Origin of the sequence: Thalassoglobus polymorphus (genome assembly GCF_007744255.1) — a bacterium.
Lineage (GTDB): Bacteria > Planctomycetota > Planctomycetia > Planctomycetales > Planctomycetaceae > Thalassoglobus > Thalassoglobus polymorphus.
On the sequence record NZ_CP036267.1, the window covers coordinates 1,193,312 to 1,219,353 of the forward strand.

At 50.9% G+C, this 26,042-nt stretch carries 20 protein-coding genes; 8 read left to right on the forward strand and 12 right to left on the reverse strand.

Annotated elements, in window-relative coordinates:
* Window positions 1–623 precede the first annotated feature (623 nt).
* Window positions 624–5,693: a protein kinase domain-containing protein gene (locus tag Mal48_RS04480; protein ID WP_145196541.1), complete on the forward strand. Its 5,070-nt coding sequence runs from the start codon at window positions 624–626 to the stop codon at window positions 5,691–5,693.
* 142 nt (window positions 5,694–5,835) lie between these two features.
* Here Mal48_RS04480 and Mal48_RS04485 read toward each other — a convergent pair whose 3' ends face one another.
* A complete protein-coding gene (locus Mal48_RS04485; RefSeq protein WP_145196543.1) occupies window positions 5,836–6,360 on the reverse strand; it encodes an EF-hand domain-containing protein in 525 nt (174 codons plus the stop codon).
* A 380-nt stretch (window positions 6,361–6,740) separates the two neighbouring features.
* Window positions 6,741–7,574 carry a TIGR03067 domain-containing protein gene (locus Mal48_RS04490; protein ID WP_145196545.1) on the reverse strand — a complete coding sequence of 278 codons (834 nt, stop codon included), beginning with the start codon at window positions 7,572–7,574 and terminating at the stop codon, window positions 6,741–6,743.
* A 402-nt stretch (window positions 7,575–7,976) separates the two neighbouring features.
* Between Mal48_RS04490 and Mal48_RS04495 the strand changes: the two genes are divergently transcribed.
* The gene (locus tag Mal48_RS04495) at window positions 7,977–8,285 is read left to right on the forward strand and encodes a hypothetical protein (RefSeq protein WP_145196547.1); all 309 of its coding nucleotides are present in this window, start codon (window positions 7,977–7,979) and stop codon (window positions 8,283–8,285) included.
* On the opposite strand, the gene Mal48_RS04500 is transcribed toward Mal48_RS04495, so the two are convergent.
* The 3 genes from Mal48_RS04500 to Mal48_RS04510 all read right to left on the reverse strand — a co-directional run bounded on the left by Mal48_RS04500 (window position 8,264) and on the right by Mal48_RS04510 (window position 11,595).
* Window positions 8,264–9,862, reverse strand: coding sequence for a transposase (locus tag Mal48_RS04500; RefSeq protein WP_145196549.1), 1,599 nt, complete (start codon window positions 9,860–9,862; stop codon window positions 8,264–8,266). The two genes, Mal48_RS04495 and Mal48_RS04500, sit on opposite strands and share 22 nt — an antisense overlap.
* Window positions 9,805–10,317, reverse strand: coding sequence for a carboxypeptidase-like regulatory domain-containing protein (locus Mal48_RS04505; RefSeq protein ID WP_197442050.1), 513 nt, complete (start codon window positions 10,315–10,317; stop codon window positions 9,805–9,807). The genes Mal48_RS04500 and Mal48_RS04505 overlap by 58 nt, the downstream gene beginning before the upstream one ends.
* A 234-nt stretch (window positions 10,318–10,551) precedes the next feature.
* Window positions 10,552–11,595: a DUF1559 domain-containing protein gene (locus Mal48_RS04510; protein WP_145196551.1), complete on the reverse strand. Its 1,044-nt coding sequence runs from the start codon at window positions 11,593–11,595 to the stop codon at window positions 10,552–10,554.
* A gap of 506 nt (window positions 11,596–12,101) precedes the next feature.
* Here Mal48_RS04510 and Mal48_RS04515 point away from each other — a divergent pair.
* Window positions 12,102–12,506: a VOC family protein gene (locus Mal48_RS04515; protein WP_145196553.1), complete on the forward strand. Its 405-nt coding sequence runs from the start codon at window positions 12,102–12,104 to the stop codon at window positions 12,504–12,506.
* Window positions 12,507–12,698: 192 nt separating this feature from the next.
* Here Mal48_RS04515 and Mal48_RS04520 read toward each other — a convergent pair whose 3' ends face one another.
* The 6 genes from Mal48_RS04520 to Mal48_RS04545 form a co-directional block, all read right to left on the reverse strand.
* Window positions 12,699–13,205, reverse strand: coding sequence for a hypothetical protein (locus tag Mal48_RS04520; protein ID WP_145196555.1), 507 nt, complete (start codon window positions 13,203–13,205; stop codon window positions 12,699–12,701).
* 119 nt (window positions 13,206–13,324) lie between these two features.
* Window positions 13,325–13,543, reverse strand: a complete 219-nt coding sequence (locus Mal48_RS04525) for a hypothetical protein (RefSeq protein WP_145196557.1) — start codon at window positions 13,541–13,543, stop codon at window positions 13,325–13,327.
* A 9-nt stretch (window positions 13,544–13,552) separates the two neighbouring features.
* On the reverse strand, window positions 13,553–14,659 hold the full coding sequence (locus Mal48_RS04530) for a Gfo/Idh/MocA family protein (RefSeq protein ID WP_145196559.1): 1,107 nt from the start codon (window positions 14,657–14,659) through the stop codon (window positions 13,553–13,555).
* 141 nt (window positions 14,660–14,800) lie between these two features.
* Window positions 14,801–15,658 carry an acyl-ACP--UDP-N-acetylglucosamine O-acyltransferase gene (gene lpxA, locus Mal48_RS04535; RefSeq protein ID WP_145196561.1) on the reverse strand — a complete coding sequence of 286 codons (858 nt, stop codon included), beginning with the start codon at window positions 15,656–15,658 and terminating at the stop codon, window positions 14,801–14,803.
* A gap of 33 nt (window positions 15,659–15,691) precedes the next feature.
* Entirely contained in the window at window positions 15,692–16,621 is a 930-nt protein-coding gene (gene lpxC / locus Mal48_RS04540) for a UDP-3-O-acyl-N-acetylglucosamine deacetylase (RefSeq protein ID WP_197442051.1), read from the reverse strand.
* 65 nt (window positions 16,622–16,686) lie between these two features.
* Window positions 16,687–17,394 carry an OmpH family outer membrane protein gene (locus Mal48_RS04545; protein WP_145196565.1) on the reverse strand — a complete coding sequence of 236 codons (708 nt, stop codon included), beginning with the start codon at window positions 17,392–17,394 and terminating at the stop codon, window positions 16,687–16,689.
* Window positions 17,395–17,564: 170 nt separating this feature from the next.
* Between Mal48_RS04545 and Mal48_RS04550 the strand changes: the two genes are divergently transcribed.
* The 4 genes from Mal48_RS04550 to trhA all read left to right on the forward strand — a co-directional run bounded on the left by Mal48_RS04550 (window position 17,565) and on the right by trhA (window position 22,534).
* Entirely contained in the window at window positions 17,565–17,912 is a 348-nt protein-coding gene (locus Mal48_RS04550; RefSeq protein ID WP_145196566.1) for a hypothetical protein, read from the forward strand.
* Window positions 17,913–19,075: 1,163 nt separating this feature from the next.
* On the forward strand, window positions 19,076–19,648 hold the full coding sequence (locus Mal48_RS04555; RefSeq protein ID WP_145196568.1) for a helix-turn-helix domain-containing protein: 573 nt from the start codon (window positions 19,076–19,078) through the stop codon (window positions 19,646–19,648).
* Window positions 19,649–19,921: 273 nt separating this feature from the next.
* On the forward strand, window positions 19,922–21,682 hold the full coding sequence (locus tag Mal48_RS04560) for an ArnT family glycosyltransferase (protein WP_145196570.1): 1,761 nt from the start codon (window positions 19,922–19,924) through the stop codon (window positions 21,680–21,682).
* A gap of 201 nt (window positions 21,683–21,883) precedes the next feature.
* The gene (gene trhA, locus Mal48_RS04565) at window positions 21,884–22,534 is read left to right on the forward strand and encodes a PAQR family membrane homeostasis protein TrhA (RefSeq protein WP_197442052.1); all 651 of its coding nucleotides are present in this window, start codon (window positions 21,884–21,886) and stop codon (window positions 22,532–22,534) included.
* Between the two features lie 51 nt (window positions 22,535–22,585).
* Here the strand turns inward: trhA and Mal48_RS04570 are convergent, their stop codons facing one another.
* Window positions 22,586–24,241 carry a glycine--tRNA ligase gene (locus tag Mal48_RS04570; RefSeq protein WP_197442053.1) on the reverse strand — a complete coding sequence of 552 codons (1,656 nt, stop codon included), beginning with the start codon at window positions 24,239–24,241 and terminating at the stop codon, window positions 22,586–22,588.
* Window positions 24,242–24,677: 436 nt separating this feature from the next.
* Between Mal48_RS04570 and Mal48_RS04575 the strand changes: the two genes are divergently transcribed.
* On the forward strand, window positions 24,678–25,922 hold the full coding sequence (locus tag Mal48_RS04575) for a M16 family metallopeptidase (protein ID WP_145196574.1): 1,245 nt from the start codon (window positions 24,678–24,680) through the stop codon (window positions 25,920–25,922).
* Window positions 25,923–26,042: the final 120 nt, after the last annotated feature.

The window sequence follows — 26,042 nt, forward strand, 5'->3', positions numbered from 1 at the left end:
GACAACCGTGGAACGTCCACTACGTCCCAGTTGACCGTTCTCGGGCCCAAACTCTCTCGTCTTCCACAGAGACAACCGCTTCGGGTTATGACCTGGTTGGCTTCTCTCGGGGAGTTTGATGTTTTCGAAAATAGGTTAGAGCAGTTTGCTCGACCGTGTGCTCGTGAAGACGCATTTCTCTTGCAAAAATGCTGATCGCCACGAGCCAGATCCTGCAAACCAATTCGAAAGATGCGCTAGCGATCAAGTTCGATGGTCTCATTAATGACGGGATCGTTTCTGACCAGTCTGAGCTCGCCCCTCTTGCTCATGTGGCACGACTAAGAATTACGCAGGTCATCAACCTGTTGCATCTGTCCTCGGACATTCAGGAGAAGTATGTAGGCGTCGGGTGCAAAGCTCGGTGTTGCTTTGGGCTTGTGATGCGATGTGACCATGGTCAGAATGGGAATTCTTGAAAATATTCATCATTTCTTATGTTTGTTCGCCAAGTTCTGTGTTGAAATATCGCCTTGGTAGTGGGGAATGAGTTGATCGGCTGTGAAATGGGCGAAGTTCTGTGTGTGTTCAGTTCAACCTGAGCAACCTTGCACAGATCAAAAATTGAAAGTCAGGCTGTGGGAATGAGTGAGGAACTATCAGGGGCGAATGAGCAGAGTGTGGTTGTGAATCAGCTGATCGCTGAGTTCATGAGCCGCAGCGATACGGGTGACACACTCACACCGGAGCAGTTCATCGCTGCGCACCCGGAGCATGCTGACGAACTCAAACAGCATTTCGCCAATGTCGATCTTCTGGAAGGCTTAAAAGAGACAGGTCCTGCTGGTATCGCTGAGACAATGGTCGCAGCTTGTGATGAAGGAGAAATCTCGACCGAAGACCCAACAGCGAACACCATTGTCCGAGGGGCTGCCGATTCAGAGACATCTGTCACACGGGACCATCAGCGAAAGAATACCGGCTCAGCGACCAACATTGAGATTCCGGAAACCTTTGGTCGCTATGCGATTCAAAAGGTGCTTGGGCAAGGAGCGATGGGGGCCGTCTATCTTGCGAAAGACACTCAGCTTGACCGTGATGTTGCTCTCAAGATTCCGAAGTTCGGAGATGGCAACGGAGTCGATGACGAGGAATTGCTCGAACGGTTCTATCGTGAAGCCAGAGCGTCTGCGACGATTCGTAGCATTAATATCTGCCCTGTCCACGATGTGGGCGAAATTGATGGTCAGCACTACATCACTATGGCCTATATCGAAGGTCGCCCGCTGAAGGACTTTACGAAGTCCAAGAAGTCCCACTCCGAGAAGCAGATCATCACAACCATTCGTAAGTTGGCTTTGGGGTTGGCAGAAGCTCACAAGATTGGCGTTGTTCACCGCGATCTGAAACCCGCTAACATCATGGTGGACCTCAAAGGCGAACCGGTCGTGATGGACTTCGGACTCGCCCGCCGCAGTAGCAGCGACGATGTGCAGGTGACACAGAGCGGAGCCATTCTCGGCACGCCAGCTTACATGGCTCCCGAACAAGTGGCAGGCGATCAAAGTGCCATCGATCATCGAGTCGACATCTACGCGCTCGGCATCATTATGTATGAGCTGATCACGGGAGAGATGCCGTTCAAAGGGAACCTGATGTCGATTCTGCAACAGATCGCTCTCAACAATCCCAAGAAGCCATCGGAGTTGCGTAAAGACATCGATCCTCGCCTTGAAGCGATCTGCTTGAAGATGATGGCGGGTGATCAGACGAAGCGATATCAGTCGATGTCTGATGTCGCTGCCGATTTGCAAGATGTTCTGCGCAACCCCGGCAAGCGACAGAAGAAGGAACAGGCGAAGAAGACCGAACCGAAGCCAACGTCCATTCCAACCGCCAACGAAGAATCGAATCCGGCTTTGATCTCGGTCGCTCAACCAAAGCCATACGCTGCACAGTTGCGTGAGAAAAAAAGTAAGGCAGCGAAGAAGCCCAAGCCGACTGGCAAAGCAAGTCCGAGATCAAAAAAGACTGCTCCTGTAGGTTCCGGTTCTTCGAGACCGCCGAAGAAGTTCCTCATCGCAGGCGGTCTGGGCGGTTTGATTCTGCTGCTGGGCATCGTCTTCCTCGTCCGCATCGGCAAGTACGAAGTGCAGATTACGCTGGACGATCCGACTATCACGCTGAGTGTCGATGGCGAAGTCCTCAACATTAAAGATGGTCAGGACGTTTACAAACTCTCCGCCGGCAAACACAAACTGCAATTACAGAAGGAGGGACTCAAAAAGCATGTCGAGGAGTTTAACGTCACTAAAGACGGTCAAACTGTATTGACTGCCACTGTCGTGAATGGCAACTTGGATGGCCTACTCAACGGGGAGAAATCAAAGGGCATCGGATATCGTGGCAAGATTGTGGGGTCAAAGTCGCTTCATACTGAAGCGATGCTGCAGGAAGGAAACACTACGGGTAATCGACTTAGATTCGCCGAGGATGATTACGTAAAAATCCCCTCGCTCAAATTTGATGGCACTGATCCGGTCACAGTCGAGGCTTACGTTGACCTGACGTCCGAACCTCAGCCGGATGAGTCAACCTCCACCCCGATGTTTCCGATCGCGAATTTTGGTGGTCTGATCGCATTGCAGCGGACTAACTGGGGAAAAACGTCGGGTTGGACGGCGGTAATGTGGACAAAGGACAACGTAAGGGTTACTCGGAATTTTGTAACTGATTCGCTGTCTGGTCATATCGCTATTGTTTACGACGGCGCTGATCTCCAACTTTTCTTCAACGGGATCCCGTCCCAGGAATCCTTGTATCTAAACAATGGGGAAGAAGAGATTGACGTACTACCGGAAGTCATGTCGTTTCCGATGAGCACGTTTCTGGGCAAAATTCCAAACCCCGCATGGACGAGATCTTTCTACGGTGAATTATCGGAAATCCGTGTGTCAAAAATCGCCCGGTATACAAAACCCTATCAACCGAAGACACGACTCGAATCTGATGAACATACACTCGCGCACTACAACTTCCAAGAAGGCACCGGCGACACCCTCAAAGACTCATCCGGCAACGGACACCACGGCAAGATCATCGGGGCAAAGTGGGTGAAGACGACTTCACCAACGACGAGTTCTCCACCACCTGCAATTGCCCCGTTTGACGCAGCCGCGGCCAAGGCCCATCAGAAAGCGTGGGCGGATTACCTCGGTTTGCCAGTTGAGAAGGAAGTCGAACTACCGGGGGGCGAAAAGATGGTTTTTATGCTCATTCCACCCGGGGAATTCCTGATGGGGTCGAGTGAGGACGAACGGGCGAAATTTCTCGCCGAAACCGAAACGGATCCGAATCCTGCGTTTTATGATCGTATTCTCACTGAAGGTCCGCAGCATTCCACGCGGATTACACAACCGTTCTACCTCGGCAAGTTTGAAGTCACGCAAGCTCAGTGGCAAACCGTAATGGGGAACAACCCCTCGAAAGACCAGCGTGAACCTGCAAAACCCGTAGAACAGGTGAGTTGGGATGATGTCCAGCGATTTCTGGCGAAGTTAAGGGAAGAAACTTCCACCGCCAGACACAAGTTCATGCTGCCGACGGAGGCCCAATGGGAATTTGCCTGCCGTGCAGGGACGACGACTCCTTGGCACAGTGGCAATAGCGAGGATGAATTACAACGAGTTGCCTGGGTTGTTACGAACTCGAAAGGTATGGTTCATCAAGTGGGCCAGCTCGCGTCCAATGGCTTCGGGCTTCACGACATGCACGGCAACGTCTTTGAGTGGTGTTCCGACTGGCATGCAGAGAATTCCTACACCGATGCCCCCGTCGAAGATCCGAAAGGTGTCGAAACAGGCTTAGAACGGGTTTGCCGTGGAGGAACCCGCTGGGGTTCCTTATCCGCCGCCAGATCTGCGTATCGCGGCAAGAAACCCCCATCGACCGCATGGGATTTCGTTGGCTTCCGGCTAGCGATGACGATCGACGTGACGAAATTAGAAACGTCGCAGATACCGCCAGCTGAGTTACACGGCAGCGGGGACATCCTCAAAGACTCCTCCGGCAACGGGTACGATGGCAAGATCATCGGGGCGAAGTGGGTACCTGTCGCTGATGATAATCACACTCGTCAAGTTCAGGCAGCAGCACAATCCGAACAGCTCGGTATGATTTTCGATTCACCAGAGACTTATGCAGTTGTCGATGAGCTTGGAATAGATTTTTCGGAACCATTCACATGTGAAATGTGGACTCGTCCATTCGTGGTCCAAGAAGATCAGCCACAATTCTCCAGGCAGGCTTTCCGGTTTGGGCCAGTTTCATTTGTGAATCATCACGGCCCCAAGCATCACGGACCACGCTGGCAAATGATCATCGGGAATAATTTGCCTAAGACTTCAAACGCAGATATTAAAGTCGCCTACGTTGGTCAGAAGTCGTTGGTGGAAACAAAGACGCAACGGCAACATGTCGCCTTACAGTGGACTGGTGAATATTTCACATTGTATGTCGATGGAGAAAACCAGAAGTTCGGCTTTCTGACGGGCGGGCGGGCGTCACACACTGTTCCTGAAATGATGAATGCTTTCCTGGATGCTAATACGTCCTCGAAGCTTGAAATCAGTCGCGCGAGTAGCTTCGTCCCCCATCCGCTGCACGGAGTGATAGAACAATTTCGAGTCTCAAAAGGAGTCAAGTATCAATCAAAGTTTACTCCCAGACACTTAGTTCCTGATCAATCAACCGTGGCGCTCTATGATTTCAATAGAGAAAATGGCGACACCCTCAAAGACTCCTCCGGCAACGGGCACGATGGGAAAATCGTTGGGGCGAAGTGGGTAAGTATCGATGGGCCATCCGGCAGCGATCGAGTCACACGTTCCACAGGGGCCGCCAGTACCGTGCCGCTCACGGCATCGCCATCGCTGGTAGAATTGCTGACCTCAGCTAACTCTGATTGGACCCGACCGGAGAACCTCGGGCCGACGATCAACACTCCCCGCGATGAACTCCGACCGACGCTTACTGTCGACCAACTCAACTTGTACTTCGCGCGGGACGGAAAACTGCTGGTCGCGACCAGAGACCGGCGCGAGGATCCGTTTGGCGAAGCAACGGAGGTGACAGGTAAAGGGATCTCCAGCGAGTCGGCGGCGGGACCATTCCTGTTCGATCGTGATCTCAGGCTGGCTTACGCCGTCCGTCGCGATGGACATGATCGGATTATGATGACTTCTCGACCGGCGACTGATCAACCATTTGAAACGGTCGTAGACACAGAGATCTACGGGCACTGGCCGACGCTGACAGCTGACGGACTGATCATGGTTTACCGCTCAGACTATCTGCCTCGCCGCCTGCTGATGACCGAACGCCCAAGCCTCGATTCCGCATTCGGTAAACCAGTCGAGTTGTTCCCCTCCGGGGGGACTGAACCGTTTCTGTCGGCGGACGGATTGACGCTTATCTTTGGTCGGGCGAACACGAACTACATGTTTGTCACGTCGAGGAAGAGTCGAGAGGAGAGTTTTGGAGTGCCGGTGAACGTCGGCAAGCCGTTCACTGAGGGGACTTTTAACGGCGCCCCATGGATCTCCCGTGAACACGACGCGATCTATTTTCTTTCCCGACGCCCCGGCGGAATTGGCGATCACGACATCTACGTCTCCACGCGTGACATTCAAACGCCGGATGCCGTTGCTGACTAGCGTATCTTTTCGAATTGGTTTGCAGGATCTGCCTCGTGGCGAGCAGTCTATGAAGTCATGAAAGTGGTCTTCATGGGGACGACCAGCATTGAAAATGTTTTAGCGGCTGCCACGTTCCCCATCTGAATAACCACCTCTTCTTCTATCTTCGGCCACGTCCTCCTCCGGGAGGGCCACCACGACTTTGCATCTCTTTGATGAGTGCTGCTGCCATTTTCGTCAGCTCACTTTTGTTAAGCATTTCATCTTCGTCCGCATCGAATGTGAATGCGTGAGTCAAAAACTGTTCAGTAGAAGGAGAGCCTTCTTGGCTTGATCGGCTACTGGAACCACTTTGTGAAAGGCCACTCTGACCAGCCCTTCCGCCTGGGCCATCGCAAGCCTGAACTTCATCCGACGTCAGTTTGCCGTCACCGTTTTGATCCAAAGCGTTCAACGCTGCTGCGGCGCTTAAAATCTCTTCGGCAGAAATTGTTTGATCACCGTCGGCATCAAGTGCAGCCATCACAGCATTGGGAGACCCGCCTCGTTCTCCACGTTGCCCCCCATCCTGCTGCTGCCCTCTGTACCCCGGAGGAGGGCCACCGCGTCCGCCGCCTGGGGGCTGTGCGAGCCCAGAGATTGTACAAGTCATCAACACTGCCAGAGTTAAAGAAATACGTTTCATCAATCGTTCCTTTTGGGGGTGCAATTTCCGGGTTAGGCATTCGCTCTTAAGAGTTAAACGCCAAGTTTGAACACGCGCTACCGGAAAAATTCAAAAAAAGGAAACTCATGTTGCAGAGGAAACATTCAGCATCGTCATTCTGTGTATTTATCGTCTCGTTGTGTTGAAGGCATCCTCAACAGGCCCGTTCGAATTCAAGCTTAAAGCATCTTTCAAATTGGTTTGCAGGTCCTGCCTCGTGGCGAACAGCATTTTACTAGAACTAATCCTGAAACCTGAAATTGCTCTCTCAATCATTGAGGAAAGCAGCTATCCCAGAGGTTTACGGACCGGTTCTAGAGAAATGCGTTCTTCACGGGCACACGTTAGGGCAAACAGCTTTAATTGACTCTGGAAGCCTGTCCCACTCGACCGAGGTAGTCCACGAAAATGAAGTCTCCGTCGGAAATCGACCGGACATTGAAATCGAACAACTTGTTGACTAGCTCAGGTTTGACGGAAGTCAGAATGTGGAACGTCAGTTTGCCATTTACGACGCTCCATTTGCCAGTTGAGACGGGAGTCTGAACAAAGAATTTCTGGAAGAGCCGAATCTCTGTGACTTCTCGGACTGTGTTGAAAGTGTTGTCGGCATTGAATGTGACGAATAACGACCCGACGTTATCGTTGTATCTCCACCTTCCTCTTAGCATGTTTGCGACCTGAGCGTCAGTCAACACTTTGGCGGTCGTGCCAGCCGGTTCAACTTTGGCGACGGTTGGTCGTTCGCTGGAGCGGCGAAGAACCATGAGCAAATGTTTCGAACCTTCTTTTGCAGAAAACTCTGTGGGACGCTTTGACTCAGCAGGATCGGAGAAGCAAAGAATCAGGCGGCCTTCGTCGAAACGGTAGATACCTGAGCCATCTTTCTTGTCCCGGGTACTGAGATCAATTCCCTTGGGGTACTGTGTGACATCCAGGGAAAAGAGTTTGACCTGCTTTTTTCCATCGTGAGGTGAGACAAAAATGATCGCATTCTCGACGATCTCAAACTTTCCTCCCGAGGGCAGCCACTCCTGGATTGCCTCTTTGGGGACGACCTTGCCATCCTCCACGAGTTCAGTGACTTCCCATTTTCCTTGAAATTGCTTCAAGTCAGAGTCTTGGTCAGCGACCGCATACGATCCCCCAGCCAGGGTTGATGTCAGCCAAAGTAAGCACATGTAACGCATCATGGTGAATCCTTTCAAAAATGGTTCCTGGAGTCTTGCCTTTTTGGGCAGCTGTCAGATTCTGACAGACTGTTTGTGGTACGACAAGAATCACGGAAGTTGAAGGTTGACCTTTTTACACTCCAGTGAACAACCCGTGCCGTCATTTTTCAAATAGATGTCGCCATAGCGGGGGGCTTTTCTTGCTACAGGGGGCAGCTGCAATGTCTGACGATTTGACTTGCGCCCACGTTTTATGCTCTCCGTCGCTTTTCTGACCTTTTCACTCACTGACTCAGAGGTGTTCGTACGCGACATGCTCTTGCCACATTCATGGTGCTTCTGATTGCTTCTGCTCTATAGGATCAGATCACTCGAGCGCCTCACGTAGCAAAAGGAGAATGAGGTGCTCAAGTAGATGTTGTCATGAGTGCCGCACCACATCGGTGCTTTGATGTGGTGCAGCGAGTGAAACTGGATCAGGCTTCGTCACTTCTCCGACTGCGTTCGGGGGAACGTTCCCCAACTAAGGCGAAGTCATGTGAGTTTTTCCCAGCTTTGACGGGGCGGCAAAAAGGAAGTCTTTGCTGGTATGAAAACATTTTGGTTGCGGATTTTTCTCACACGATTTCCGATTCCATTGTTGCACAGTTGGACGCTAAGAAGCATGATGAGACTGTGTGGCTGGCAGATGCTCGCGCAGACGACCTATTCTACCCAGCTGCCGAGCGATAGGCGGCAACGCGGCGGATGTTCAGACCGAGAGCGCGCAAGGTTGCCACATAGGTGATGTTACCCATTCGTCGAACTCGCAATCGAGCCATGCCCATCTGGTATTTGAACCGTGACATGGTTGCTTCAACTCCAGCTCGCCATCGATAGCGGTCGCGAAATTCGTCCCCTCTTTCCCTCAATCTGCGTAGTCGAAGACGCACGCGATCGTGTGTGTATTGATAGCGTGCTGAATGGCGTCCCACTGATGCTGCTGGACACCGATCCTTGTGAGGACAGCCTTCACATGTCTCCTTCGAAAAAATAACCTGGAGACGAACTCCAGAAACGCTTGTCTCTGATGGCTGCTGTCCTGTGGGACAGCATGTGATGCATCCTTCTTCATCGACCTCAAAGTCTTCAAGCGTGAACTTGCCCTGCAACTTTCCCTTGGGCGTCTGCGCCGGCGAGACGATTTCAACATCGCGCTCACATCCGTTTTCGATACACTCAGTCGATCCATAGTGCGAGTCGGCAAGAAGCGTCTGCGGCTTGATACCACGTTGCTCAGTGTCATTGAACGCAGGAGGCAGAGCGTCTTTATCGTGCATCGTTAACGGATCGACAGCCACGTGAGTGATCAGATCAGGTTTGGGCGTGTTTGAGACATCCGGCTCCTCGGAATCTTCTTCATACGTTTCCATAATCTGCACGAGATAACCTGTGCCACGATGTTTGTTGTAGCGGGCATCGGGATCAGCGGGATTGATCACCCCATCACATTCCGTTTTACTTGGTGGCCGCACTGTGACGGACTCTGCAGCGGAATCAGAAACCTCACACTGCTCGTGAAAGATTTGTTGCAGTAACTGGAAGCTTTCCAAATTCGAACATTCCGCATTTTGAAAGAGCCCGATGAGCTTAAAGACATCTTCGGCAGCTTCCGTGATCCGCTTTTTGGATTCACTGGGCCGTGTGTCGCCAAAGCAACCGTCACCTGTTCGAGTGACATACTTACGAATCATTTCTGGATCGACCAACGAATATTGCTCAGGATGCATTCGTTTTAGCTCTCGCAGAAACTTGCTCGTTGCCTCGACCAAAATTCCCAGCCTCGTTAATCCACGAATGGCTGATCGCACCGCTGTTGAATCAAGACGTTGCTTGCTTGTATCGACGCCAATCTCCTCAATGAGTTTGTCTGTCAGCGTGCGGAAAAGAACTTGATCAAAGCCAGCATCCAGTACTTTCTTGCGATAGTTGCGAAGTGTTCGCTCGCAGAGGTAGGCGTCAGAATCTTGTCTGATATCCAACGCGTAATGCCAAGCGATATTCAACGCGATCGCTTCGGTGGTTTGCTGATCGGTGAAATCATGGAGTTGCTGAAGAATCAATGCCCCCAGGGCGACGTAGAGATCCTTCGTCGGACGCCCAAAATCATCACGGAATTCGGCAGCAAGCTCACGGACGGGAAGCTGCTTCAGCAAATAGTCCCTGAAAACTCCGGCCCAACTCCGATCAAGAAGACGTCTTCGTTTGAGCCCTAGATATTCCCAAGGATCAAACAGATCACCGCTGTGATGGTCGCGTAGAGTAAGCATGTCGCGAATTTACCGCGAAACCAAATCGACACAACTCCAACCACCAGACTTTTTGCCGCCCCGTCAGCTTTGACTTCAACCTCGAGAGTCGATTCGTCGTTGTATGCTTGGGGAATGGATTCAGGACGAGCTTCTATGACTTGCTCATCCCCTTCACCTCCACTGGAATCTCTTTTTGATGTGATTTGAACAGTGTGAGTCCCAACGGCAGCACCTTTAACACCCTGCAAATACTGCAGTGAATAGTTCCCCTCTTTGTCAGTAACACCGCTCGAAGGGCGACCAGTTTCAGGGGTGAATTCAACAAGTGCTCCTTCGATGGGAGTTCCGTTTAGAGTCACCTTTCCAGTGACGGTTCCTAATGGTGGGTGATCTGAGCCACCGCACCCTGCCAAGACAAAGCAGATGGTCGATAAGGAAAGTATGCATAATTGATGAGAAAATCGAGTCGTCATTACAGCCTGATGCCTCTAAAAAATGGGAGAAGTGAGAACTAAATGAGCCGGCAAAATAACATAAGTGCCTGCTGATTCGTTGGTCGGCTCAGTCTAATTCTATTTAGTTAAATTCTCTTGTAAGATATTCGTTTTTTTAATGTTGTTTCAGCTAAGGGTCAATTCATCGAAAAAGCCAAATCCAAGTTGGATCTGGCTCGAAGCTATCATCTGGAACTGCTGTAAGTCTTAAACTTAAAATTCGCCAGTGACATAGCCATCAGCGATCCCGACGAGTGATTCGAGTGTACTATTCACATTCCAGGCGCCATCGTTTTTGAGATCGATATTTTCGCTGATGAAACGAACAGATCCGTCACCCATTACGAACTGAGCCCCACCGACATGATGGCTGCTGTATGCCTGGTTGCGATCTGAACCACCACTCGTGTTCAAAACCATGTTGATTGGATATCGAACAGTCCCGGCAATCGACATAAATCCTTGTCCCCACTCTGCGCAATACCCAGAATCTCCAGCTGTTGGTCCACCGTTACATGCTCCTTCCTGACCTCTCGTGAGGAAGAGGGTGCCGGCACGATTTAAGAAACCACCTCGTCTGTATGCACGTTCCCCAATCAGAAATGTGTTGGTAGTTCCATCAACAAAATCTCTGAAACCTGTAGAACTATCTCGGTAGAAAGGCCCAATGCAACCTGTTGTTCCTGACGTTCCGTCTGGGGCACGATTGATTCGAACGTTGGCAATATTGTTGGATACAACATAATTCGTAATTGCAAGTCCCTGGTTGGTTCCCCCGTGAGGAGCCTCAACGGCGTACCCAGCTGCGGCGACTGGATCGTGGTGTGCTGGGGCGCCTGCGTCAGAAGGACATCGGAATGCAGCAAACGGTCCCTGCATTGCATCCAAATTTGCAGCGAGTGCCTCTGACCCTGTTACATTCCCGACATTTATTTGGTTGTAAAGTGGTGCTTGATCGATCTGTGGGAGGATAAATGCACTCCACGTCCAGTGGCCGTTGTCGTTCAAGGTCGCGCTAGGCAATCCTGTGCTGCGTAGATCAACATAACCTGGGGGGAGAACACCAAAAACATCATGGTAGTTATGCATGGCAAGCCCAAGCTGTTTGAGGTTGTTTTTGCACTGTGTCCGCCTGGCTGCTTCTCGGGCCTGTTGGACCGCTGGGAGCAGCAACGCAACTAAGATTGCAATAATCGCAATGACGACGAGCAATTCAATTAATGTAAATCCATTCCGTTTTATTCTTGGAATATTCATGGAGACTCCGAGTTTAAAAAATATGAAGATCGTATTTGGCGGACTTTATGTGAACCTCAGTCACTCGTCAAGGAGGGAGCATGATTGTTGCGGAAAGCGTTGCAGGCGGGAGAAGCGGGGGCACATCGGTCTTTCCTGTAAAAGAAGTTATAATCCATTCTTTGTTTCGTCACCTTTTTAATGGCTATCATAATATTTAATAAGTCTTAGTTGGGACTTAGAAGACAATATTCATCTGATTCCGAGTGGCTCGACCGGGATGCGATTGGAAGCTGCGGTCAGAAAAATTACTCTCAACATGCCCTCAGAACAGGAGACTCACTAGCTCGAACAAGGCCTGTCCGTCGACTTGAGGTCACCATGTGGCACAACAGTCTCAGAGGGGATTGGAAGTGGTCCTAAAACACGTTCGTGTTTTCTGTGTCCGTGAAGAATGCTGTTCATGTAATGAAGCAGTTATCTCCACGAGACAGTTCCCGTGTAGGCACCAATCTCGGAAGAATCTTATGTCCAAAATAATTTTCGTGAATCTCCCTGTCTCCGATCTCAACGCGTCGATGGCTTTTTACGAGGCTCTCGGATTCGAGAACAACCCGCAATTCACAGACGACACGGCAGCCTGCATGGTTTGGAGCGAGGCAATCTTCGTGATGCTGCTGACTCACGATAAATGGAAGACATTCACCAACCGGCCGATTTCACCCATAACCACCAGTGAGGTGATGTTATGCCTGTCGTGTGAGAGCCGCGAAATTGTTGACGAATTGAACGACACCGCAGAGGAGAATGGAGGAACTGCAGACATCAACCCGAAACAGGATCACGGCTTCATGTACAACCGCAATTTGGCGGACTTGGATGGGCATGTCTGGGAAATGATGTGGATGGACCCAGCTGCAATGACAAACTGACACGATTGGAAGGGGAGGGGACTTGATGCTGGAATTGGAATTGCCTTCACGAGGCGGCAAGTTTGGTCCCGAGCCGTTTGAAAGTTTCGAAGGGGACGTGAAGCGATGAGCGTAATGCACCCGCTTGAAAGTCAAATGCGGTTCGTTTCACGGTCGGTCCTGGCTCGCTTGAAATTCAAGTGAGTCGCTTTGTTACTTTGGCTTGTTCGTGTCAGGAGCGAAAGTGCCCGCAGGAAGAACAACAGGCCGGATGTTCTCTAAGAATTCCTTTGCACGGTAGCCGGGATCGATGAAGTCGATGAGTCGATACGAGAAAATTTTTCCGCCACCGACCTGCCCGTCATCCAAATGCTCTGTGAGGACAAACCTGGAGTTCTTAGCGTGTTCATTCTCTAGTTCGAACGTGTACAGGAGGTCGCCGTCTTGTTTTTTTGGGTGGACAGGACACCGGAGGATTCGCCCATGTTCGCCCCACACATCGAGCGTACCTCCGCGAACGAACGGGAACCGTGGGTTGACTTCTTCTGGGTCATTCTTCGTGCTGACGCGAATCGTAAAGCGAGTCGTCTCGTCATCGAGTGGCTTCATGGTGACTCCTTTTTCACCAGCAAGTTCTGGAGTCACGTCGATATGTAGTGTTATTGCAGACGCGGTCTGTGAGAAAGTAAAAGCGAAAGCGAAGATGAGTGGTCGAAGCATGTCACGTCTCCATTGGAGGGTGTGGGAAGTCGTCGTGCCTGAAAAGACGCGGGAGGCGACATGATTGTTCCGACAACTTCATCAACTTCGAGCACAAATCTTGGATTGAACAGAATTTTCTACCAAGCCCGGAGGGGCTCAACCGTACGTCGATGCTCTCTCTTCGTCGAATGCATGCGATGAAAACTCTTCTCAATACGATCCAATTCTTCGTGAGCCTGAAGCGATGAGTGAAACTCCCCCAGCCAGTTCAGACCGGGGGAATTCATCATTACGATGATTTCACGAGCCACAAACCGGGTGACGCACGGATGGCGATTCCAGGTTTGTTCAGGCATAGAGATTTCTTACGCTGCTGCGGCGTCGGTTTCTTCGCCTGAGTGAGTTTGGCCGAGGTAATGTTTGAGGAGAGCTTTTGCACCGGTACGGCCGTCAGGAACGCCATCCCATTGGTGGGCTTCTACGCACTCCAGGACGTGTTGAGCAACACGCAGGGCAGCCAGTCCGTGAGCACCACTCACAACGGGTTGGTGGCGGTGCCGGACGCAATCTACAAACGATGAGAGCTCTGCTGTCAATGCGTCGGTATCTGTCGCCTGGAACTGATGGCTCTCGATGAAACCTCCGAAGACTTGTGGTTTCAGGTCGTCCACTGCTTGAATTCCTGCCTGAGCCAGCTCAAACGGGAGTTGTCCGGATTGCATCATCTCACTTGGTGAGAACGTCTGAACGGTTCTTGCAGTCAGGTCCGCAATCGCACAACCGGCATCGGACCAGCATTGGATTGTCCGGGCTGGCTGAGGGGTGACGCGGTTGACGGTCAGGTCAGCGATGCAGCCGTTCGGGAAAGTCAGTCTTGCCTGAACGACATCTTCATGACCACCAACGAGGCTGACGCCGAAGGCTTCAACGCGTGACGGCATTTCTTGGGTGAGCGACAAACAGAGTTCGATATCGTGGATCATCAAGTCGTGAACGACGCCGATGTCCATGGAACGAAATGCATACGGGCTGACCCGTTCGGTGCGGAGATATTTTGGTTCGCTCGTCCAGTCGGCAAGTTGCTGAAATCCGGGATTGAAGCGTTCAATGTGACCAACCTGAAGCGGGATTCCATGCTCCTGAGCCAGACGAACAAGGACTTCTCCATCTTCAACTTTCGAAGTGAGCGGCTTCTCCATCAGAACAGGGACACTATTACTGAGAAAGGCTTCGCCCACCTTGCGATGCAGGAAGGTCGGAACGACCACGGAAACGGCATCTACCGATTTCAACAAAGTGCGATAGTCGTTTGTCCAATCGCAACCGCAGGCTTCGGCAACAGCCAGTCCCTGTTTTTCATTCGGTTCAGCAACTGCAACAAGTTCGACTCCCTCCATTTCAGAGAGAATGCGTGCGTGATGACGTCCCAGGGCACCCACGCCCACGACTGCTAATTTGAGAGATTCGTTCATGATTCAGACTACGTTTTAAACGTGAGACACTTGAGATGTGTCGCTAGTGCATTGTTGAAAGTTGTATGTACTCCGTCTCGTGGAAACGGCTGAGCAATCACATGAGAAGTGATCGTCGCAAATCCACGAAGGTGAAATGTTCTAAGCCGACTTCTTTTGGTTCTCTTTTGATTCGACCAAAGGAGTTGTTCTGGCGGCTTCGCGTGCTCGGCCCATCCGACCTGCACGCTGCTTCTCAATGGCATCTAATAAGATGACAAGTTCGATTGGGAAGATCCCTTCGAGCTCTTGCTGGAAGTGGTCTTTGACAAAAGCCAGGGACTTGTGCTCGCGGTATAAGAGTCGTTGTGCCTTGCGGATGACTTTGATTGAAGTGTCCGGGATCCCCGACCGCTTCATGCCGATGAGATTCACTGTGCGGATTTGTGGGTTATCACTTCCTGCAGACATCATGTATGGGGGGATATCGGTGGGGACCCGGCAGCCTCCACTTACGAAGGCGAGCGAGCCGATGGTTGCAAAGTGATGTACAACAGAGTTCCCCGAAATGATCGCCCGGTCGTGAACGTGAACATGCCCACCCAGAAGAACTCCGTTGACCAGCATGGTGTTATTGTAGAGGTGGCAGTTGTGAGCCACGTGAGCATTTGCCATCAGCAAATTGCTGTTTCCGATCCGTGTGATGCCATCTTCTTTCTCGGCTCCGCGATTGACAGTCACCCCTTCACGAAAGTGGTTGCTGTCTCCAATCACCACTTCGGTCGGAGCCCCGTCGGCGTAGCTGTAGTCTTGGGGTTCGGCTCCGATCACAGAATTCGGCCAGAACCGATTTTCGTTGCCTATTGTTGTGTGCCCAGTGATTGTCACGTGGCTATCGAGGATGCAGCGATCGCCGAGAGTGACATTCGGCCCGACATAACAGAATGGCCCAATAGTCACATCTTCGCCCAGTTGAGCATTTTGATCGACATGTGCGAGGGGGGAAATGGTTGTCGGCATGATCGTCATCCTGGCGGAGTTGAAGACACAGTTCTAACTGGCTGCGCGGTGCTGAGATGGAGGAGTGAAGCACGAAGTCGGCAGCGGAATCGTCGCTGGAGCATTCGACTGGATCATCTGTTCGCGAATTTTGCGAATTATGGCATGGTTGGTTCGATGCCCGGATTGTGTGGCAATGAATCGTCCTGCCAGACGACAGCCCAGGAGTGCAAAATCTCCGAGGCAATCGAGGGCTTTATGGCGTGCGCACTCGTTTGGGAAACGAAGACTGTTTTCGATCAGTCCCTGATCACTAAAAACGAGCACATTCTGTGGGGTCGCCCGCTTGCCAATTCCGTTGGCCTGCAGGGTCTTTACCTCTGATTCAAGGACAAATGTCCGGCATGAGGCAAGTTCCCGTTCGAAAAGCTCAGGTGTGATTTGCGTCTGAAACGACTGACGTCCGATCGGACCATCTCCATAATCGAGGATGAAACCGATCTCATATTCTGATGTTTTCGGTGGCTGGGCACCAATTCCGATATTTTCGACTTCGGTGACCATCAATGTTTGATCGACGACAAAGCACTTTCGCGGAGAGTCTTGTGAAACAATCCCTGCTTTCAGGAGTGACTCGACAAATGCCAGACTTGATCCATCGCAACCAGGGGGTTCCGGAGCGTTGAGGCGAATCAGGCAGTTATCAATTTGAAGTCCGGCCAAAGCTGCCATCACATGCTCGATCACAGAGACTGATGCCTCTTGATGAGCAATGACCGTACAGCGAGGCTTTGGGACGACATACTCGATCAAAGCTGGAATACGAACTGAGCTATTGAGGTCGACTCTTTCAAAAACAATCCCGTGATCGGGATCTGCTGGACAAAACTCCAGAGTCACGTCGATTCCGCCGAACAATCCAAACCCGGACACCTGAACGGGGCGGGCGATGGTATTTTGCAAGCGTTGCGAAAAATCCTGCACGTGCACTTTTCCTTGAGCGGATGATCAGGCGAGACAATACAATTGAAAGAGGAGAACCGGATCGACTATTGAGCACTCGGAGTTGATGGAGCGGCTGCCTGTTTTTGCTCGCGACGCCACTGCTCATTAAGGTAGTTCAAAATCGGATCAGTGAGGTCGTCACGATTTCGATGGTAGAGAACCTGCTGGTTGAGCCCTTCCACGATTTCTTGTGGATTGTCAGCTGACGCGACTCCCGATCGGTCAAAGCGAAGAATCAGCGAATAGTTATAGTACCGAGCGTACTTGTCGACAGCGTTCCGCGTTTCAAGGTACAGGTCTTTGTAGAGTTCTGCTTCCTGTCGCATGAACTCACGTTGATTTTTGAGTTGAGCCTTCTTGAGACTCGCTTCAATCGAGAGGAGCTGGCCTTCAAGTTTTTCGAATTCTGGGCTGCCGCTTGTCAGAGCTTTCATTTGCTCTTGAATTTTGCGGCCTTCCTCAACCTGAGTTTTCATCCCAGTTTCACTTTGAGTGATTTGCTCCTGGAGTGCCTCGGTGAGAGCTTTGAACTTCTCGTAGTTTTTGAAAACATGCGCCATGTCGATCAGGCCGACCTGGTGGTTCTTGACTTGAGGCGACTCAGCGAATGTCGTTGAGGCCTGAACTGCAACTAGAATGAGTGCAGCGAGAGAGAGGTTGAGATATCGCACAGCGTTTGCACTCCATTGCAAAAATTGGTTGATCGCCCCGCAATCTTCAGCAGTGGGGACGCTTCCTGATGAACACTTCATGTGATTTCAGAAAGCTGGAACTGAGATTTCGAACTGATCCGCAGGCCTGGGTTCATCTAATGTTCATTAAGGATGAAATTCTTCACTGCAAAGGCCATCAGACAAATTCTAAATCAAGCGCATTCTCCAATGATCAAGAAAACGGGTCAAGACGAGTTTTGTGATCCTTCATGAAAATTTCATTGCGCAAAAAGAAATCCTCACTGAAAAAGTGTTCAGTGAGGATTTCTAAAGCTTTCAACCAAAACTCAGGTGGTCGAACCGTTCCGGTGAGACAGTTTTTGTTGATGCCTGCAAGATCAGTGATCTGTATCAATGACTGCGGCATGCTCTCTGTCAAAGAAAACGGTAACGATATTAGAGAGTTTCTGGTGGTGGAGCTGGTGCGTCCTGTGGTGCTGCTGGCACTTCTTCGGTCACAGTTGTTGTGCCTGAAGTTGGGCATGCGCCAGTTGCACAAGGTGATGCAACGCCACAAGGTGATGAAACGCCGCATGGTGAGCTTCCGCATGGGCTAGCACAAGGAGTTGCACACGGGCTTTGGTGGCAAGACTTCACACGTGGTGTGCGACAAGTTTTGACGCGTGGAGTGCGGCAAGTTTTGACACGTGGTGCTTTGTAGCACTTTGTTCGCGTTTGGCGAACATTGCAGCAGTCCTTGCGACCTGCTTCGGCGGAATCGGTTGTCACTGCCAAAACGAGTGCAGCAACTGCAAACAAGCTCAGAAGTTTACGAGTCATTATTTTCTACTCCGAATGAACATCTTCCTCAGGGATTCGCAAAATGTCGCCACACCGGTCCTGAGTTCTCTACCCGGGTAGCTAAGCGTGATATTTCGAATCCTTCGTCTTGGCAAACATTGCCGGTCACGCTGAATTGAATGAATAGGTAGTTTAGGGGCATCGAAATGTCAAACCTCAGAGGCTCGTATTTTGAGAAGCAAATTGGAGTTTTTGGACGAAAGCCCAATATTCTGTACGTTTGACCACTTTGTGTGGGGGCGTTACGGCTGAAGAATTAATTATCAAAAACTTGAGCAATTTGGGGCGCTTGCGATGTTTATGACGTATGTTTGGGATGTTTACGTGTCATATTCGCCATAATCGGTCCAGCTTGCCGGATCGATTGTGACGCGGAGTAGAATTCCACCGTCCGCTTTGAAAGTAGTGCTGAATCCGACTGAAGTTACTGCCCTATCCACGCCGACAATGTACATCAGGTGATTGAGACTGTTCAGTCCGGGGGTGCCTCCCCGGAGGATTGCAAGATGCGATCAGCTGAATAGGAGAGGTCACCGAAAGGGGGGAGTTCACAATTTTTGGTGAACGTAAGAGGAAGGCAGACAAGATGTCCGCTTTCTTCTTTGTTTCAACGGGGGTTGGGACTCAAGGGGGATTTCTTCACTTGTGAGTCGGATGATGCCAACATTGCGTTAGCTCATTTGGACTTCCTCTTCAATGGCGTTTTACATGTTACTGCATGGGTATCGCAACAAACTTTGTTGCGGGCACAGTAACTAACTTGTGCGTGATTTTTACCTGAGACAAACCCCATAACTGACGCTGGTTTATGCCATGGACCCACGGGCTAGGAGAGCCGGCCTTGTGTCAAACCTTGGGGTGAAGATCTGGAGCAGTATTCCTGCTCTGACCCAGACAGATTGTGATTGGAGAGCCCGCAATGAGGACGATCTTCACTACTGGTCAAGTCGCTAAGATTTGCAAAGTTGCACCACGTACTGTGAGTAAGTGGTTCGACTCAGGACGACTCCGAGGGTACCGGATTCCCGGTTCCCAGGACCGTCGCATTCCCCGCGAGCACTTGATCCGGTTCCTGAAAGAACACGGTATGCCACTCGGTGAACTTGAAGACGAAGCAATGGGCAAACTTTTGCTCGTTGGCGTTGATAGTACCGTACGTGGCGGATTGGAAGGAGTTCTTCCAATTGAAGACTTTAAAGTAGAACTTGCCGCAAGTGGATTTGAAGCTGGAATCCAGGCTGAGTCACTGCATCCCGATTGCGTTGTCGTTGACTTCGCAATGGGCCGCAACGAAGCCTTGATGATTGCTCAGAATCTGCGAAAAAACACCGACTACACTGATACTGTACTGATCGCTCTTTTGAGTGATGAGGACACTGCAAGTGGCTTCGACAGAACAATTTTCAACGAAACTTTTCGTAAACCGTTCGATGCTGCCCTTCTTGCTGAACGTATTCGGACGTTGGTCAGTCGTCGTAAGACGCTTGCGTAAGCTGCCCCGGCTTTGGAAACAAAGCCGGACTTGCGAAGTGTCGGGCGTTTCGCTGACCTGTCGTCATGGATGACAATCCGATGGCGAGTTCAACAAGTGAATCATGCATTTCAGAATGCTGAACAACGAATCGTGGAAGCTTGAACCAAAGCGAAATCGACTGATTTCGTGGGTCCACCACTTCAGAACTATGGGGAGTTCTGATAACGTCTTGAGTCGAGATTGACTTTGCGTTGAGGTGACCAGGATGAAATTTTTCACTTTTGACTTGTTGTGAATAAATTTGTTGCAGTTCGCCAATATTTACAGGATGGAATTCCGGACTCGTTTATGAGCGGCTCGACCATCAAGTTCAAAGCGACCCTTTCTCAAAGGGTCGCTTTGTTTTTTTTATCCCCTCTCTTTCCCTGGTTGGCTGCTCTCTTTGCAGCGAGCCTTGTCATCACAACGATTGATGTTGCTGATGATCTGCACTGGTCTATTCAAGGTCCAGGGCTGACATTTGATGAAGGCTTCAACATCGAAGTCGGTGTCTTTCTCGCGAGATCTTTTCAGCTAGCCGGAACCAGCAGTTTCCATCCAGAGACACTTCAGGAAATCTACAGCAATCCGCTGTACAATCCTGATCATCCGCCGCTCGGCCGCATTGCCATAGGCGCTACAAGCGAAATTCTGAATCACTTTCTGCCTGTTGAAACCGGTCAACCTTATCTGGTCAGCTATGCTCGTGTGGCTTCAGCGATTGAATTTGGGTTACTCGTTCTCATCGTTTCTTTAGCTTCGAGACGCTGGTTCGGACCGGTCGCATCATGTGCATCGACGATCTCGCTGATCTGCATGCCGCGACTGTTTGGGCATGCCCATCTTGCATCGCTCGAAATGTGTATGTGCCTCACCTATACCGCATTCTTTCTCTCTCTTGCGAATCGGTGCAAATGGGATGATCGGATCGGGCTTCGGCAAATGCTGATTCCTGGTTTTTTTCTTGGACTGGCATTGTTGACCAAGATTCACGCAGTCCTCATTTTGCCTGTTGTGCTCGTCTGGTTTCTCTGGAACTGGGGGCTACGGTCACTGATTCCGTTTGTCTTCTTGTGCATCGTGGGTGGTGTTGTCTTCTTCGTGGGCTGGCCCTGGCTGTGGAGCGATCCACTCAATCACCTCAACGAATACTTTTCTCGAGCTACCGAGCGATCGAGTTTGAACTGTTTCTATTTCGGGACGAAATTCGCAGATACAGACGTTCCCTGGCACTATCCGTTCATCATGTTTCTGGTGACGATGCCTCTTGGATTCCTCGGCGCCGCCGTCATTGGAATGACGAATCGGACCGACGACGAAAACTCAAAACATGCCCTTCGCGACAAACGCTCGCAACTCATCTTCGGCGCCTGGCTTCTTCCGTTGATCGTTTTCGCTTTACCCAAGGTCACCGTGTATGACGGTGTCCGATTGTTTCTGATTTCATTCCCTCTTTTTGCAATCTTTGTTGGTTTGGGGGCCAAGCGAATTGTTCACCGATTGCAAATGAAGAGTGGAGAATTCACCATCGTCGCACTGACAGCTTTGGCACTCGCCGGCCCGATTTACAATATGGTCACTCTGCATCCGTGCCACTTGAGCTATTACAACGAAGCGGTCGCCGGACTTTGGAAAGCAAATGATCTAGGTTTCGAGACAACCTACTGGGGCGATAGTGCCACGCCAGCACTTCTTGAAGCAGCTGCGGAAAACATTCCAGAAGGAGCTGTTCTCGAAGTGGCTCCTGTATTGCACCCGCTGCAACTTGAATTCATGCGACGCGGATCGTGGCTTCGCAATCGGCCTGACATCGTTCTGAAAGCTTATGACGATTCCCGAAGAGACTTGTCGCCGTACGTTCTCGTTATCCGCCGTAAGGCCGATCCCTGGAAGTCGCTGACGCCTCCTCCTGAGGGAGCAGAACGCATCGCTGCAGTGATCAAACAAGGCGTCGTGCTCGCCGAAGTCTTGAAGCTGCCTGCTAAGATCGCGGATCCGCAACTCGCAGAGTAGCCGCAGGGCGGGGCTTTCGCTGGCTGAGATCTCAATTGCCGTGTGTCGCGATTTTTTTGTAACCTCCATGAGCAATAACATTTTTCGAATTGTTGTTCGCGTCCTGCTTGGGGGCGAACAGCAATTTCACTGGTGAAACGTGTTCTTCACGGGCACATGGTAGAGCAAACGGCTCGAAGGAGATCAAACTGGTTTCGGACGATGAAAGAGTACACACGCGGAGAACTCAGACCTGAAGATGAATACGCCAACCTCATCACTCATGGTGGCGGCCTGGTCCTGAGTATGATTGGGGCTGGCGTTCTTCTCAGAGCACTCGATGAGCAACACAGCCCGGATCTGGCCTTGGCATGCTCGATCTACTGCTTTGCGCTTGTCGGTCTCTACGCTGCTTCCACGCTCTCACACGCCTTTTACGATGTTGAACGTCGACGGTTCTTTCGAACTGTCGATCAAGCGTTCATCTTCATCCTGATCGCAGGATCGTTCACACCTTTTGCGTATGTCTACGGCTCTTCTGGCTGGACTTCGCCGATCATGATCATCGAATGGTCCATCACATTTGTGGGGATCCTGATGTGTCTCTATTTCAGAAATTTACCTTCGCGACTGAAGCTCATTTATGGCATTCAGGGCTGGCTCCCGGCATTCACGCTTAAGCCAGTCTTTGAACTCGGCTCTGCAGAGATGGTGGCGTTACTGATTGCAGGGGGGCTCTTCTACAGTTTCGGAGCGTTATTTCTGGTGTTCGATCACAAAGTGAAATACTTCCACGCTTGCTGGCATCTCAGCGTCCTGATGGGCAGCACGTGCCACTTCTTCGCTGTGATGGAACTTCTCCAAAATCAATAGCTGGCCAGCATTCCCCCGGACACTGAATGTGCCCGGCGAAACGCATTTCCGTTACCGCAGACGTCTCAGGATTTCATCGGTCACGTCTTCGACTTTGACGAGGACCTGCTCCAGTGAATCACGGTCTCGAATGGTGACGGTTCCCTGTTCGAGCGTGTCACCGTCGATGGTAATACACCATGGAGTTCCGATTTCATCTTGCCGACGGTACCGGCGTCCGATTGCTCCCTGCTCATCATAAGTGACATTCAGGCCAGCACTTTTGAGTGATCGGAAGACTTCCTTCGCTTTCTCTGGTTGCCCATCTTTTTTGACCAACGGGAAGACAGCCGCTTTAATCGGAGCCAGGCGAGGATGGAACTTCATCACCACTCGAGTCTGCATGTTGCCTTTGTCGTCGGGTTGCTTGTCTTCGTGATAGGCTTCACAGATGAACGCCAGTGTCGCTCGATCTGCTCCCGCTGAAGGTTCAACGACATGGGGAATGAATCTCTCACGAGTTTGGTCGTCGAAGTATGTCAGATCTTTTCCGGAACCACGGTATTTGGGCTGACCATGTTCGTTGAGTTCGACCTCCAGCGTTCCTTCGTCAGTCGCTTTCAATTTTCCTTCCATGTGCGATCTTAAATCGAAATCGCCACGATGAGCGACTCCTTCGAGTTCGCCATATTCTCCTTCGATGAGAAACGGAAACGCGTACTCAATGTCAGCTGTCCCGACGGAATAGTGAGCCAATTCATCTTTGTGGTGTTCACGCAGGATGAGCTTCTCTTCCGGAATTCCCAATTCGATGTACCAGGAATACCGACGGTTTCGCCAGTAGGTGTACCATTCTTGCGATTCATCAGGTGAGCAGAAGAACTCAATTTCCATCTGTTCGAATTCACGCGATCGAAACGTGAAGTGACGCGGAGTGATTTCATTCCGAAAACTTTTTCCGACCTGACAAATCCCCAAAGGGAGTTTGACGCGACTGGAATCAACAACATTCTTGAAGTTGACGAAAATCCCCTGAGCCGTTTCCGGTCGCAGATAGGCTGTATCTTCGACAGTCCCGAGTGCTCCGATGATCGTTTTGAACATCAAGTTGAAGTCCCGAGGAGCTGTCAGCGTTCCGGTTTCGGTCGCTTCGGGAGCGACAACAATTCCGTAATCTTCAACCGGAATTTCAGTCAGGTTGATGACATCGCTTTCCCATTCGAGTCGGTCAGCGTATTTCTTCTTCAGGCCGAAGAAAGCCAAGGCCTGAGCTTCAATCTCCGGCTTGTCTCCGACGGCAGTCACAAAGACGCGAATCGGATCGGATTCGCCTTCTTTGCTTTTTCTTTTTCCGGTAATCCAGCGACCGTAGACATGGTCATGTCGGTAACGTTTTTTGGCTGCCTTGCAATCGACCATTTTGTCAACGAACAGGTCGAAGTGTCCGCTGGCTTTCCAGACCTGCGGGTTCATGATGATCGTCGTTTCTACTCCGACCATCTGAAACGCATGTGGAGCACCTTCCGGAGCATCCAGCGGATCGTGTCGTGCAATCATGTCCTGCCACCAGGCTTCTCGGACATTTCGTTTCAATTCGGTTCCGAGAGGGCCATAGTCCCAGAATCCGTTTTGACCACCATAAATTTCGGAGTCCTGGAAAATGAATCCACGCCGTTTACACAACGAGGCTATCTTATCCATCAACTCTGATCGGTCCGTCTGAGACATCTTGACTACGCTTTCCTGAAGGTCGAGGTTTGTGTGGAAATCAAACTTGCATGGGCATCAAATCGTGTGAACAGCCCAGAGTTTAGGGTCTAAGACGCCAGAGTGCCAAGACCGGTCAGAACAGTCTCACGGTTTCGAAAGAGAAATGGCCAAACTTGAGACACCATCACCTCCCCACTCGGGGATTTTGATCCGTTCGATTCGCTGGGAAATGCGATCAATGCTTCTGGAATCCTGACGATTCGCTGAAATGATGGCCTCGTGTTCAGGTTCCATCTGCACAAATAAGTTTCTGCTTTTGAAAACAGAGAACCTGCCAAGAGAATCGAATTTTTACCCCGTCTCGCCTACACTTCGTTTCTTTACGCCAAAAGTCGCCAATACCTATCGATGAAATGGAAATCGCAGCCACTACTACGGCCTCGCTTCAAATCCAATGCCAGAACAATCAATTCACACTTTTGAACTTTCCAACGGCCTGACACTTTTGGTCGAACAGATGCCACACGTTCAATCGGCAGCCTTTTCCTTACTGACTCCAGCGGGGACGATCTATGAGAACCGTGGGGAGAACGGGATGGCTGCGGTGGCTTTGGACATGATGACTCGCGGAGCAGGCGAGAGAAATAGCCGACAACTCTCAGCGGCACTCGATTTTCTGGGCGTGCAGGGGAATGATAACGTTGGTTGGAATTTCCTCTCGTTCTCTGGAGCGACTCTGGCAGAAAACCTGCTTGACGCACTGCCAATCTATGCCGATCTGGTACAGCGACCGTTATTGCCGGAAGATCAATTCCCCGCTGTCATGAACAGTGCTGCCCAGGCACTGCTTTCGATTGAGGATGAACCACAGCGGAAAGTCTTCGTTGAACTGCGGAAACGTTGCTACGACGACCCTTGGGGGCGTTCGACAGATGGATCGCTCGAAGAACTGGAAAAGTTGAACTATCCATCGGTTGTTGAGTACATCAAGGAAACTGTCCGGCCGAATGGTTCCTTGATCGGCGTGGCGGGTAATGTTGACGCCGAGGAAATCCGGGCTCAGGTTGAAAAGCACTTCGGTGACTGGAAAGTGGGTGAAGAGCCTGTCATCGATCGGCAAGCCTGTTCGGGCGGTGTCCATCATATCCCACACGAATCTTCGCAAACACACATTGGAATCTCTTACGAAAGCATTCCGTATTCCAGCCCCGACTACCTTACTGCCTGGACCGCAGTCAGCATTTTGAGTGGCGGCAGCAGTTCCCGGCTCTTTACAGAAGTACGGGAAAAACGTGGGTTGTGTTACTCCGTTTACGCCACGCTCAACAGTTTGCTGACGGAAGGTCGCGTTCTTGCCTACGCCGGGACGACAACTGAACGTGCTCAGGAAACTCTGGATGTCATGCTCGCAGAGATTCGCAAACTCGGCGAAGGGATTGATGAGTCGGAACTGAAACGCTGCAAGGCGAGAGCGAAAAGTTCGCTGATCATGCAACAGGAATCGACCGGAGCCCGTGCCGGTTCGATTGCTCGTGATTGGTTCCACCTCAAGCGAGTGAAAACCCTGGACGAAATTCACGACGAAGTTGAAGCGATTACCGTCGACCGAATTTTGGAATACCTGAACCAGCACCCATTGAAAAATGTCACCGTCTTGACGATCGGTGCACAGCCGTTAGAAGTCAACCTTGAGAACTGAGCCGAAAACCGAGAATGGTCTCAATGCCTGATAAAACCTCTGGAATGTCTCTTTTCCTCCATGTTTGTGAGGTCGAGATCAGGTTTAGCGATCAGAATTCATAGACCGAAATATTGCCTA